Source organism: Psychrobacter sp. APC 3426 (genome assembly GCF_030408035.1).
In the GTDB taxonomy this organism is placed as follows: Bacteria; Pseudomonadota; Gammaproteobacteria; order Pseudomonadales; family Moraxellaceae; genus Psychrobacter.
Window position 1 is genome coordinate 188,774 of sequence record NZ_JASDCF010000002.1, and the last position, 10,570, is coordinate 199,343.

Consider the following 10,570-nt stretch of genomic DNA (forward strand, 5'->3'; position numbering starts at 1 on the left):
GATTGCAACGAGCTTACTGTGACAGCTGTGCTGTGCAATGGAGATACGCCAACCCCTTATAATATATCTATAGGTGAGTTTTTAAATAGCCATATACCGATACAATCTAATTAAAATAATAATTAAAACCACTTTCACGAGTGGTTTTTTATGGGCGAAGATAAATGATTACTGAATGGACAACAGCGCTGCCTGATTGGGAGAAGCGCATAGTCCAGAAAGAATCGCTACTACCTTGCGCTCCACTTAATCAAGAAGTTGCAGACATTGCATTACGGGTTTTTAACAGTCTTATATTGGTCGATGTTATTGGTAAGCCCACATTGGGTGAAGCGTCACTCAAGTGGTCATCAGATTTTGTAGCATCCATTTTCGGTGCGTACGACCCTGAAACTGGCATTCGCATGATTACCGAGTTCATGCTACTTATTGCGAAGAAGAACGCTAAGTCTACGTTGGCCGCTGGAATTATGATGACCGCGCTTATCTTAAATGAAAGACACAGTGCTGATTTAGTGATTATTGCACCAACCAAAGAAGTTGCCAGCAACTCATTCAATCCAGCTCGAGATATGATAGCCGCCGACCTTGAATTGTCAGCCATGTTTAACGTGTCAGAGCACACTCGCACCATTACTCATTTAGGCACAAACGCAAAACTAAAAGTTATTGCTGCTGAATCAGAGGCGCTGGCAGGTATTAAGGCGTCTTATATATTAGTCGATGAGTTATGGCTGTTTGGCAAACGAGCTAATGCCGGCTCAATGCTACGTGAGGCAACCGGTGGTCTTGCATCTAGACCGGAAGGCTTTGTTATCTACCTAACAACTATGCCTGATGAACCACCAACAGGCGCGATGAAACAGAAATTGGATTATGCCAGGGGCGTTCGAGACGGAAAGATTGATGATCCTCAGTTTCTAGGTTTGCTTTACGAGTTCCCACAGAAGTATTTAGATGATGAGCTTTATCTCAAGCAAACGAATTGGTATATCACCAATCCTAATATGGATGCTTCGGTTAACGAGAAATATATTGAGCGTGAGTTTAAGAAAGCATCTGACGAAGGCAAAGAGGAATTGCAGGATTTTACTGCGAAACATTTAAACGTTCAAATCGGTGTGTCAATGAGAGCTAATAGATGGGCTGCCAGTGAGTTTTGGGAAAAAGCAGCAGCACCAACCCCATTTACTTTGGAGCAGCTTATAGAGGCATCAGAAATCATCACCATGGGCATCGATGGCGGCGGGCTTGACGATTTATTAGGAATGGCGGTTGTTGGCCGTCTGCCAACCGTTATCCGTGAGTATGAAGATAAGGTTAGCAAGCAAAAGATACAGGTTAAACCGTGGTGGGTATGGACACGTGCATGGTGCCATGAGATAGCATTGGAGCGGCGTAAATCTATCTCTGATACGCTGCGTGATTTTGAGAAGCAAGGCGACTTGTCTATTGTCAAAAACATAGGCGATGAAACAGATGAGCTCGCCAAGATTGCCAAGCAAGTCTTTGACAGTGGCAAACTTAATAAGATCGGACTTGACCCATTGGGCATTGGCGCGCTGATTGATGAGCTCGTTATGATTGGCATACCAAGTGAGATGCTGATAGGTGTGACGCAGGGTTTTAAGATGTCAGGCTACATTAAGACCGCCGAGAATAAGATTGCGCGTAAAGATATGCTACACGCCAGCCAAAACATTATGGCGTGGGCGGTCGGTAATTGCCGCACAGTCGTCAGGGGTAGCGGGACGATGCTATCAAAAGCTGAGAGTGGTACCGCAAAGATTGATCCAGTTATTGGGATGCTAAATGCCGTCGCACTAATGAGCGAAAACCCTGATGTTCCTAAGTCAGACATTCCCACAATGTTTTTTGTTTAAGGATTCAACAATGTGCATCTATCTAAGTGACAACGCTATCTTTGTGCTTATTTTTATCACAGGTTTATTTTTAGGTGCGATTGTTCATCGAATCATTACAGCACCTAGAAAAACTACCAAACCTATTGATTATTATGACGGTACACACGGCATGGGTTATCAGCCGTTGCCAGAATCAAATAAGGCACCACCACAACCGCTACATAGTCCAAATCTGTGAGCAGATACCATGACCAAAAAATCACGTTTGCTTAGAGCCGTTTTGATAGTAATTGATATTGCACTGGTCGCTTATACCAAGCGCAAAAAAGATAAACCATAGCCGCCAATTAGGGCTGCTTTTTAATGGGTGATGATATGAGTAGTGATATAGATTTTGACAACGACAAATGCCGCACTGATATTTTTGAGATTGGTGAATTTGTGGTTGCTTTGGATATTCCGAAAATACAAGCAAATGCGCTATGTGTCGCACTAACAGCAAAAAGCGATTCCTATGATTTTGATTGGCAATATACAGGTGGTCGGGTTTGCGTTCGGCAGTTAAAGCGTAAAACGACATAAAAAGAAAGATGATAAGCCGCTTTAATGAGTGGCTTTTATTTTGCCCAAATTTTTATAACGAGAAACCTTATGACAAAAGCTTATAGCGTACTAAAGGTTAAGGCGATAACCGAAGACGAAGAGACGCGCACTATTACCGGCATCGCATCGACGCCAAAGCAGGACCGTGATAATGACATTTTAGATATGGTCGGCGCTAAATTTGCTTTACCCATCCCCTTGCTTTGGCAGCACAACTGCAATCAGCCTATTGGTGAAGTTACTGATGCGACAGTCACCGAAGAAGGCATTGAGATTACCGCTACTATTGTCAAAATCCTAGAAGAAGGCACTCTTAAGAGCCGCACTGACGAAGCATGGCAGTCCATTAAGTCCGGATTGGTTAAATGTTTATCCATTGGTTTTCGACCGCTTGAATATAGCTACCTAGAGGATAGTTGGGGTATGCATATTCAAGAGTGGGAATGGTACGAGCTGTCAGCTGTGACCGTTCCTGCTAACCCAGACGCAGTAATTACCAGTGTTAAGAAAATTAAACAAGCATTTTCGGATGCTCAAAATCATACAGCCCCACCTTCAACAGCGAAGGCTAAGCCATTGGCAACTGAGCTGCAAACAAAAGCACCAAGAAGCACCAGTGTTCCAAATCCACCCCGAAATATCACCTTAGTTGACCCTAGTCAGGGCAGCATACATTTACTATCTGGAGAATGACCTATGTGGGAAAAACAACGCGCGCAACTCCTTGCGACCATCAAGTCTAAGAAAGGCAAAGTCGAAGGCATCATGAAAAAAGCCGCTGACGATGGCCGTACCGCTGACGACGGCGAAGAAGATGAAATCGCTGTGTTGGAGGCAGAAATCGAGCGCCTGAACACCAATTTGGAACGAGTTGAGGGTTTTATTGATGATGCGAAAAACGCACTCGCTGACGCAACGCCAGTTGCTGGTGAAAACGAAGACGAAGCTGCCGCAAGCGCAGAAGGCGAAGCAGACCCAGCAGCAAAAGCTGCCAATCGTTTGAGCGTTAAGCCTAACAACGCCAAAAAAGGTATTGGTTTTGCTCAGCTTGCAAAAGCGAAGGCCCTTGCTGTACTGCAGCAAAAGAAAGGCAACTATATCACTCCTCTTGATATTGCCAAGTCGCAAGGTATGGATCGCCGTGTTATTCAGGCGCTTGAAAAAGCAGTAGTGCTCGACACCAGTAACTCAAATCCATTGGTCGTTGAAAACCAATTGGCCAATGAATTCGTTGAGTTGTTACGTGCTGAAACCATCGTTGATAAGCTTGCTGAATTTATGCGTGCTGCACCATTTAACGCGACTATTCCAGGTATGGCGACTGGAGCTATCGCGGCGTGGGTTGGCGAAGGTGCCACTAAGCCTGCAACCAATCCAACGTTTAACACCGTTGAGATTAAGCATCATAAATTAGCTGGTATTGTTGTACGTACTGATGACTTGCTTAAACTATCATCACCTAGTACTGATCAGATGCTACTTGATGACTTGGTTGAAGCTTCTGCAACACTTATTGATACAACGTTTATGGATGATGCCGCTCAAACAGCCGTGCGTCCTGCTGGCGTGTTGAATGGCGCGACCAAGATTGTTGCTACTGGTGTCACCTCTGCAGAATACGATGCCGACCTTGCAGCGCTATCTGATAGCTTTATCTCCAAAAATCTATCTTTAACCGGTGCTCATTATGTAATGAGTGCAACCCGCGCTAGCGCAATAGGTCGCTTACGTGATGCTTTGGGTAATCGCTTTTATCCTGATATGGCCAATGGTCCCGGCGCAAAAAGCTTAGATGGTATTCCAGTCATTGAATCTGAAAATGCAGGCTCAGTCATTGCCTTGGTGAAACCGTCAGAGCTTTTCTTGGCTGATGAAGGTGAAGTTGAAGTCGCATTCAGTGATCAGGCTACCATTGATATGGGCGCGACCACCTTGGTTAATTTATGGCAGCAAAATATGACTGCTATCCGAGCCGAGCGTCATATCACTTGGGCGAAACGCCGCACCACAGCCGCGGCTTATATCGACTACGCAGCAATCCCTTAAGCACAAACGCACTATCTAATTTGATATCGATTAAACCCTGACCATGTGTTGGGGTTTTTTATGAGTAGGTATTGGTAATTCCGTTGTATCAGTATCTATCCATAAAAAATAACGTAATCAACGAGATGACTATGAAAATAAAATACATCAAAGACGCGCCTAATGGTCCTGCTGGCATGACCGATGATGTCAGCGACTTCCATGGCAATATTTTGGTATTAACAGGCTTGGCTGAGCCGGTACCAGATAAAAATAAAACTAGTTCAAAGCAAAAAAATAAAACCAACACCAAAGACGAGTAATTATTATGGGCATGTTTGACTGGATTACCGGCAAAAAATCTGCAAGCACCGCCCAACCAGTTAATGGCGGCGATACTTGGCATACCATACATGATCCGTTCACCGGCGCATGGCAACGCAACGAAGAGATTGAAGTCAGCAAGAACGACCAGATGCGCCATCATGCTGTGTTTGCTTGTGTGTCATTGATTACTCGTGACATTGGTAAACTCAAAATCAAGACTAAAAGAAAGGTTGATGGCGTCAGTCAGGTCTGTACCAGCTGCATCAACCCTTTACTCGCGAAGCCAAACGACTTTCAAAACTGGCAACAATTTGCCGAAGCGTGGGCAACTAGCAAAGCCACATCAGGCAACACGTATGTGTGGAAGGCCCGCAACATCTATGGCGAAGTTTGGAAGTTACAGATACTTAATCCTGAACGCACCAAGCCATTAGTCGACCCAAACGGCAATGTGTTTTATCAAGTCCGCAAAGATCGTTTGTTTGATTTGGATGAGGATGTTGTATTCCCTGCGTCTGAGATTATTCATGACCGCTTTAACTGCTTCTATCATCCGTTGGTTGGTCTATCACCTATCGTTGCTTGTGCGTTGTCTGCCAGTCAAGGCATCAGCATTCAACGCAATGCCCAAGCATTTTTTGCGAACGCCTCACGACCATCTGGAATATTGGTTGCGCCGGGGGCGATTACTGAACAGACCAGCAAAGAGTTAAAAGAAAACTGGCAAAAAAACTATTCAGGAAAAGGTAACGGTGGCACAGCGGTAATGGGTGATGGCATGAATTACGTGCCAATATCAGTCGCCGCCAATGACGCGCAATTGGTTGAGCAGCTGAAGATGTCAGGCGAAATCGTCTGTACAGCGTTTAGCGTTCCCGCTTTCAAGGTTGGGCTTGCACCATTGCCCAGTGGAAAAGTCAGCGACCATAACGACATCTACTATAGCGACTGCCTACAGCACTACATAGAATCCATTGAGACATTACTTAATCAGCACTTGGACTTAGAAGGCGGTGTTGAAGTTGAGTTTGATTTAAAAGCCCTACTGCGTATGGATTCAAACAGTCAGATGTCGTTCCTTAAAGAAGGTATTGGTGCCGCCATACTATCGCCCAATGAAGCGCGCGCTGAGCTTGGCTACGCAGCGGTATCAGGCGGTGAAAGTCCAATGATTCAGCAGCAGAACTTTAGCCTTTCTGCTATCGCCAAGCGCGATAGTGGCGATGACCCGTTTGCCAAAACACCTGCTCCAACAAATGAAAAACCAAAACAAGGAGAAGATGATGGTTTGGGTAACGCTTGAAGACGCAAAGCATCACCTTCGTTATGACGATGATAGTAATGACCCAATGCTATTAGCTTACATTGCTGCTGCTGAGGCTGCTATCAATCGATACATAACAGATAAGGTCACGCCAGATACAACCCCTGATATTAAGGTTGCAACCCTGCTGCTAGTCGGTTATTACGACTATAACCGCAACATGGATAAAGACATGCCTAGTGACGGTAATTATTTGCCACCGCCAGTACGGGCTTTGCTGTGGCCGTATCGTAAACCAACAGCGATATGAGTCGTGGAAAGGTTGTGAATAAATAGGGAAGTAAAAAGATGACACAAAAAGGCGTGCAAGGCTGTTGCTGTAAAGACTTAATACTCCTGATGACAAAGATAGTTGAACAAAATAACGTCTTAATCGAGCAGTCAGCCACCAAAGAGCAGATTATCTTGCAATTAGCCGAACAAATAGACGGCTCATTATCTGAGTTATCCGAGCAGATGCAGGGTTATGACGAGCCAGCCGGTTCAACATTTCTAGATAGTTAAAACCAGAACGCAGCTCGCCTTGTGATGAGCTTTTTAATACTTAAATTGTAGCGAGCAATCACCATGCCAGTACGAGCCGGGCAACTAAGACACCGTGTCACTATTGAGGAATACGTGAAGGGCGGGCGAGATGAAGATGGTCATAGTTTGCCATCGCAATGGATTGAGTTTGCCACGTTGTGGGCAAGGATCACACCTTTGTCATCTAAGGACCTAATGAGGGCGCAATCAGAACAGTCTGAGGTTACAGCACGCATGATGGTGCGATATAACACAGATATTGATACTACGATGCGTGTGATATGGAAAGGCCGAGTTTATGCCATTGATAGTGATGGCTTGGATGATAACGAGGATGGTATGACTTATACCACGTTCAACCTTAGCTCTGGCATAGAAAACCATAGGGGTTAGCCGTGACAAATGAGATCGAAGGGCTTGATGAGGTTATTGCAAAACTGCGCGCGCTTGGCAAGCCGCGCAAGGTTAAAAATGCCGCAACCCGTTCATCACGCAAGGCTATGAATATCGTTAAAAAAGCAGCCATACAAAATGCTAAGGCGCTAGACGATAAAGATAGCCCAAGAAGGATATGGAAAAACATTGTCACCCAAGCTGGCAAGACCAAAGGCAGTGACAAGGTGATGATGAAGGTGGGAGTTAAAGGTGGTGCTAAAAAATACGCAGCCACACGCGTAAATAGGCGCGCTAATAGAGCTGGACGAACCTATGCGACGCAAGGTGATAAAAAGAACCCTGGCGGTGATACTTGGTACTGGCGTCTTTTAGAGTTCGGTAGCGCTGCAAATTCTGCAACGCCTTTTTTACGTCCCGCCATAAGTAATAACAAAGATGCAGTAGAGGCTGAGTTCAAGCGATCGTTCTCAGAAGAGCTAGATAAGGAGATTGCCAAGTTATGAGTGTTTTACCGATATTTCGCACACTAAAAGCAGATGCAAACATTGCTACGCTCATTGATGTCGAAATACAAGTTTATGAAGATATTGCCCCTCAAGGCACAAAACCACCATATATCGTATGGCAGACCATTAGTGGTCAAGCACTTAACCATTTAGACGAAGCTGCTGTCTTTGACAACACGCAGTATCAATTAATGGTGTATGACGCCAGTACGCGAAAAGCGGATGAAGTCCGCGATGCGGTGCGAGTGGCACTTGAAAAACACTCTTGGGTATTAAACCCATCTATCAATCTGCGTGATAACAAAGCCAAGCTATACGGTCGCGGCTTCGATGCAAATTGGATTGCTGAGCGTTAAGAAACCCCAAAACAAAGATCATAGAGGATTAGCATCATGGCTAAAGTTAAAAAAGGCGTATTGACGCAAGGTACGCAAGTTTGGATTAAGCATGGCGATACGCCTGAGCTTACCAAGATGGTATGTATTACTGGCATTCAGCTTGGTGACGATAGTCCAACTGACATCCCAGATACTTGCTTGGAAGAGACGGACAGTGCCACATCTGTTTATGGCCTTAATCAACCAGGTGAAGGTTCTATCACGATTAATACAGACCCTGAAAATGCTAGTCATTTGGTGTTGCTACAGCTTGCCGCTGATAATGCAGGCGTGGAAGTGTTTGTCGGTTGGTCAGATGGTACCACTGAGCCGACATTGGTAACTGACGCTGTAACACTAGGCGAAAACCGCACTTGGACATCATTCACTGCATTACTAAAAGACAGCTCGCCTACGTTTGAGCCTGATTCATTGGTGCAGCACACTATCTCTATGAAGCGCCAGTCGAAGGCAATCACTGCGTATAAAACCTCGGCATAGACTAAGAATATAAAGCGAGATAAACCAAGTAAACACTAAACCCCTTAATTGGGGTTTAATTATTTTTAAGGGTTGGAAATGGCAAAGTTAAGTTTAGCAGACATTAAGAGCGGCAGCCTTGTCTCACAAGTGCGCGAAGAAAGCGTTACCTTTTTTCATAATGGCGAAGAATGTAGCGTTGATATTCGTATCAAGCAATTACCATTTGTTGAAACTGAGTCGTTATTCTTACGGTGGGGCAATAAAGAAAATGTAGCATCTGAATGGATTAGTAAAGCTCTAGTCGATGACAAGGGAAAGGCTATGTTTACGCAAGCACAGGTTGAAAATAATACCAAACCCAAAATATATAGTATAATCTACTGATGACTATACCAATACATAACCTAGAAGACCATGACTTTGGCAAACACTCAAAGACTGAGCGCAATCCCAGAGCCCGACTACGCCTGCTCATCTTATACCAATATAGTATAGGCAAAGCCACTAACGATATTGCCAAAGACCTGTGCATACATCCTGAAACTGCCAGACGGACATTGAAGCGATATTATGAACGAGGACTTGAGAGTCTCTACGATCGTCATCGTCGAGGTCGTCACAGCAAATTGGCAGAAGCAGACACAGCCGCTTTTAAAGCCATGATAGTCTCTGAACAAGAAAAGCGCGCTGGCGGTCGTCTAACCGGCAAAGACATTCAGCAATTGGCTAAAGAACACTACAACGCTCACTACACCGTTAACGGTATCTACGAGCTACTCAAGCGTATTGATATGAGTTGGATAAGTGCTCGTAGTCAGCATCCAAAAGCCGACATACAAGCTCAAGACGCTTTTAAAAAAACTTTATAGCACAGGTTAAGGCGTCACTGCCTACTGATGTGAGCTTAGATCAAGTGGACATCTGGTTTCAAGATGAAACTCGAATAGGACAACAAGGCTCATTGACCAGAGTTTGGCATTACCGCGGTGGGCGACCTCGACTGATCAAGCAGCAACAGTTTCATTCCGCTTATCTGTTTGGTGCCTTTTGTCCAGCGACAAAGAAGGCTGTCGGCTTAGTACTGCCTTTCGTTAATAAACACACCATGTTATTGCATATGCAAGAGATTAGTAAAGCCGTACCAAAAGGACGTCATGCGGTGGTGGTGATGGATGGCGCATTATGGCATCAACCAAGCTTGAATCAGTGTAATGTCACTATGCTTAAACTACCGCCTTATTCACCTGAGCTGAATCCCTCTGAGAGAGTATGGCAGTACCTTAAGCAAAATGAGTTATCTAATCGTTGTTATGACAGTTATGAGGCTATTGTCGATGCCGCTTGCTTGGCTTGGAATAATTTGCTTAAACAGCCACAAAGAATTCGGTCGTTAACTGCTCGTGCTTGGGCGCAACTTTAATTGTTGGGTTTGGTATAACTTTGTGCAGGCATTGGCAAGCGCAGTGTTCGAAGTCGTATGGAGTGCTGATAATGCAAAAAAGCCGATGGCGAAAGCCAAGAAAAAAGCGGATTAATAGCAGGTGAAAACGAGCTTCTTTATGAGCTTGCACTAAACGGCATTGGCGGCAACACCTTACACCAGGTCAAAAGCAACTTAACCATGCTTGAAGTTAGGCAGTGGGCAGAGTACCGCTATATACGTGGTAGTTTAAATGTGGGAAGGCGTGTTGAGCAATCAGTGGCCAACATGATGGCTATACATATCAATATGGATCGCGAATTTGCTAATCACATCGAGCCGCTTGAGTTAATGCCTCACGAAGATGATGTTGAAATTGGGTTTGAAGCGCAAATTGATGACTAAGGGTATGCCTTGCCGCACTCTGAGCATTCCCAACCGTCATGATTTACGAATAGGTTGGCGACTAGCAAGAATATCACCACAAGCAACCACAGACCAAACGTTATGATGGACAAAACGATATGCAATATCCAGTTAAACCGTTCGGCATTACGATGGTGAACGGTTTTCTTGCCTTGTTCTGAACAGCGAAGCAGTCTTTGCTCTACTACAGTAGCCATAACTCAATCCTTTTCTATTAATAACCCATTATAAGCAATTAAATGACTTATACCTGCTAAAAAGCAGGATTTTTTGCCTAAAATAAGGAAAACTCT

Annotated in this window: 18 protein-coding genes; 17 read left to right on the plus strand and 1 reads right to left on the minus strand. The window is 44.6% G+C overall.

Annotation, left to right across the window (positions count from 1 at the left end):
* Positions 1-164 precede the first annotated feature (164 nt).
* The 17 genes from QL919_RS02950 to QL919_RS03030 all read left to right on the plus strand — a co-directional run bounded on the left by QL919_RS02950 (position 165) and on the right by QL919_RS03030 (position 10,256).
* A complete protein-coding gene (locus QL919_RS02950) occupies positions 165-1,883 on the plus strand; it encodes a terminase TerL endonuclease subunit (protein ID WP_290188103.1) in 1,719 nt (572 codons plus the stop codon).
* Positions 1,884-1,893: 10 nt separating this feature from the next.
* Positions 1,894-2,103 carry a hypothetical protein gene (locus QL919_RS02955; protein ID WP_290188104.1) on the plus strand — a complete coding sequence of 70 codons (210 nt, stop codon included), beginning with the start codon at positions 1,894-1,896 and terminating at the stop codon, positions 2,101-2,103.
* 137 nt (positions 2,104-2,240) lie between these two features.
* Positions 2,241-2,447, plus strand: a complete 207-nt coding sequence (locus tag QL919_RS02960) for a hypothetical protein (protein WP_290188105.1) — start codon at positions 2,241-2,243, stop codon at positions 2,445-2,447.
* Between the two features lie 69 nt (positions 2,448-2,516).
* Positions 2,517-3,161, plus strand: a complete 645-nt coding sequence (locus QL919_RS02965; protein ID WP_290188106.1) for an HK97 family phage prohead protease — start codon at positions 2,517-2,519, stop codon at positions 3,159-3,161.
* A gap of 3 nt (positions 3,162-3,164) precedes the next feature.
* Positions 3,165-4,514 (plus strand): phage major capsid protein, encoded by a 1,350-nt coding sequence (locus QL919_RS02970; RefSeq protein WP_290188107.1) that lies wholly within the window; start codon positions 3,165-3,167, stop codon positions 4,512-4,514.
* 131 nt (positions 4,515-4,645) lie between these two features.
* The gene (locus QL919_RS02975; protein WP_290188108.1) at positions 4,646-4,816 is read left to right on the plus strand and encodes a hypothetical protein; all 171 of its coding nucleotides are present in this window, start codon (positions 4,646-4,648) and stop codon (positions 4,814-4,816) included.
* A 5-nt stretch (positions 4,817-4,821) separates the two neighbouring features.
* Positions 4,822-6,123, plus strand: coding sequence for a phage portal protein (locus tag QL919_RS02980; protein ID WP_290188109.1), 1,302 nt, complete (start codon positions 4,822-4,824; stop codon positions 6,121-6,123).
* Entirely contained in the window at positions 6,104-6,394 is a 291-nt protein-coding gene (locus tag QL919_RS02985) for a head-tail connector protein (protein WP_290188173.1), read from the plus strand. Before QL919_RS02980 ends, QL919_RS02985 begins: the two co-directional genes overlap by 20 nt.
* 38 nt (positions 6,395-6,432) lie before the next feature.
* Positions 6,433-6,648 (plus strand): hypothetical protein, encoded by a 216-nt coding sequence (locus tag QL919_RS02990; protein WP_290188110.1) that lies wholly within the window; start codon positions 6,433-6,435, stop codon positions 6,646-6,648.
* A gap of 63 nt (positions 6,649-6,711) precedes the next feature.
* Entirely contained in the window at positions 6,712-7,062 is a 351-nt protein-coding gene (locus tag QL919_RS02995; RefSeq protein WP_290188111.1) for a phage head closure protein, read from the plus strand.
* Positions 7,063-7,064: 2 nt separating this feature from the next.
* A complete protein-coding gene (locus QL919_RS03000) occupies positions 7,065-7,568 on the plus strand; it encodes an HK97-gp10 family putative phage morphogenesis protein (protein ID WP_290188112.1) in 504 nt (167 codons plus the stop codon).
* Positions 7,565-7,927, plus strand: coding sequence for a DUF3168 domain-containing protein (locus QL919_RS03005; protein WP_290188113.1), 363 nt, complete (start codon positions 7,565-7,567; stop codon positions 7,925-7,927). Before QL919_RS03000 ends, QL919_RS03005 begins: the two co-directional genes overlap by 4 nt.
* Before the next feature lie 36 nt (positions 7,928-7,963).
* A complete protein-coding gene (locus QL919_RS03010) occupies positions 7,964-8,449 on the plus strand; it encodes a phage tail tube protein (RefSeq protein WP_290188114.1) in 486 nt (161 codons plus the stop codon).
* Between the two features lie 78 nt (positions 8,450-8,527).
* Positions 8,528-8,815, plus strand: coding sequence for a phage tail assembly chaperone family protein, TAC (locus QL919_RS03015; RefSeq protein ID WP_290188115.1), 288 nt, complete (start codon positions 8,528-8,530; stop codon positions 8,813-8,815).
* Complete coding sequence (locus QL919_RS03020; protein WP_290188116.1) at positions 8,815-9,300, plus strand: winged helix-turn-helix domain-containing protein; 486 nt, start codon at positions 8,815-8,817, stop codon at positions 9,298-9,300. The genes QL919_RS03015 and QL919_RS03020 overlap by 1 nt, the downstream gene beginning before the upstream one ends.
* A 44-nt stretch (positions 9,301-9,344) precedes the next feature.
* Positions 9,345-9,851: an IS630 family transposase gene (locus tag QL919_RS03025; RefSeq protein WP_290188117.1), complete on the plus strand. Its 507-nt coding sequence runs from the start codon at positions 9,345-9,347 to the stop codon at positions 9,849-9,851.
* Positions 9,852-10,052: 201 nt separating this feature from the next.
* On the plus strand, positions 10,053-10,256 hold the full coding sequence (locus QL919_RS03030; RefSeq protein ID WP_290188118.1) for a hypothetical protein: 204 nt from the start codon (positions 10,053-10,055) through the stop codon (positions 10,254-10,256).
* On the opposite strand, the gene QL919_RS03035 is transcribed toward QL919_RS03030, so the two are convergent.
* Positions 10,253-10,474, minus strand: coding sequence for a hypothetical protein (locus QL919_RS03035; protein WP_290188119.1), 222 nt, complete (start codon positions 10,472-10,474; stop codon positions 10,253-10,255). The two genes, QL919_RS03030 and QL919_RS03035, sit on opposite strands and share 4 nt — an antisense overlap.
* Positions 10,475-10,570: the final 96 nt, after the last annotated feature.

Coding starts and splice junctions, on each gene's coding strand:
- QL919_RS02950 (WP_290188103.1), top strand. CDS start 165: ATGATTACTGAATGGACAACAGCGCTGCCTGATTGGGAGAAGCGCATA.
- QL919_RS02955 (WP_290188104.1), top strand. CDS start 1,894: ATGTGCATCTATCTAAGTGACAACGCTATCTTTGTGCTTATTTTTATC.
- QL919_RS02960 (WP_290188105.1), top strand. CDS start 2,241: ATGAGTAGTGATATAGATTTTGACAACGACAAATGCCGCACTGATATT.
- QL919_RS02965 (WP_290188106.1), top strand. CDS start 2,517: ATGACAAAAGCTTATAGCGTACTAAAGGTTAAGGCGATAACCGAAGAC.
- QL919_RS02970 (WP_290188107.1), top strand. CDS start 3,165: ATGTGGGAAAAACAACGCGCGCAACTCCTTGCGACCATCAAGTCTAAG.
- QL919_RS02975 (WP_290188108.1), top strand. CDS start 4,646: ATGAAAATAAAATACATCAAAGACGCGCCTAATGGTCCTGCTGGCATG.
- QL919_RS02980 (WP_290188109.1), top strand. CDS start 4,822: ATGGGCATGTTTGACTGGATTACCGGCAAAAAATCTGCAAGCACCGCC.
- QL919_RS02985 (WP_290188173.1), top strand. CDS start 6,104: ATGGTTTGGGTAACGCTTGAAGACGCAAAGCATCACCTTCGTTATGAC.
- QL919_RS02990 (WP_290188110.1), top strand. CDS start 6,433: ATGACACAAAAAGGCGTGCAAGGCTGTTGCTGTAAAGACTTAATACTC.
- QL919_RS02995 (WP_290188111.1), top strand. CDS start 6,712: ATGCCAGTACGAGCCGGGCAACTAAGACACCGTGTCACTATTGAGGAA.
- QL919_RS03005 (WP_290188113.1), top strand. CDS start 7,565: ATGAGTGTTTTACCGATATTTCGCACACTAAAAGCAGATGCAAACATT.
- QL919_RS03010 (WP_290188114.1), top strand. CDS start 7,964: ATGGCTAAAGTTAAAAAAGGCGTATTGACGCAAGGTACGCAAGTTTGG.
- QL919_RS03015 (WP_290188115.1), top strand. CDS start 8,528: ATGGCAAAGTTAAGTTTAGCAGACATTAAGAGCGGCAGCCTTGTCTCA.
- QL919_RS03020 (WP_290188116.1), top strand. CDS start 8,815: ATGACTATACCAATACATAACCTAGAAGACCATGACTTTGGCAAACAC.
- QL919_RS03030 (WP_290188118.1), top strand. CDS start 10,053: ATGCTTGAAGTTAGGCAGTGGGCAGAGTACCGCTATATACGTGGTAGT.
- QL919_RS03035 (WP_290188119.1), bottom strand. CDS start 10,474: ATGGCTACTGTAGTAGAGCAAAGACTGCTTCGCTGTTCAGAACAAGGC.